This is a genomic window from Mycobacterium sp. (assembly GCF_049608025.1).
Lineage (GTDB): Bacteria > Actinomycetota > Actinomycetes > Mycobacteriales > Mycobacteriaceae > Mycobacterium.
On the sequence record NZ_JBMYXC010000119.1, the window covers coordinates 1 to 567 of the forward strand.

The following is a 567-nucleotide window of genomic DNA, read 5'->3' on the forward strand; positions in this document are numbered from 1 at the left end:
TAGTACGAGAGGACCGGAGTGGACGAACCTCTGGTGTTCCGGTTGTCACGCCAGTGGCATTGCCGGGTAGCTATGTTCGGACGGGATAACCGCTGAAAGCATCTAAGCGGGAAGCCTCCCTCAAGATAAGATCTCACTGGGACATAAGTCCCCTAAAGAGCCGTTCGAGACTAGGACGTTGATAGGTTGGGTGTGTAAGTGCTGTGAGGCATTGAGCTAACCAATACTAATTGCTCGTGAGGCTTGACCATATAACACCAAAGTGGTTTTACTGGAGATTGTTCCTGACAATCCCAGCACTTCCTCCATCCATGGAGGTCGTGATGAGAAGAGTGAAAGCTCAAGATCATCAAAATGACAAAGACACAGATACGATACAACATCAGCAATGATGAGCATCGGTTTGATACTTGGTTATCACTATTTCAAAATGAATTGTTAAAGATCCAAGCACGTATTCGCGTGTTTTGAGTCAAGCTAACCTTAAAAGGTCAGCGCACAACACAGTGCAGCTCAGAACAAACGCAAAACGAATTGCTTGACGGTCATAGAGGCGTTGAACCACCT

General features: G+C 46.6%; 1 rRNA gene. It reads left to right on the forward strand.

Features of this window, described 5'->3' with window-relative positions:
- Window positions 1–251, forward strand: a 23S ribosomal RNA gene (locus ACPGXI_RS18000); the annotation flags it as partial.
- Between the last annotated feature and the right edge of the window lie 316 nt (window positions 252–567).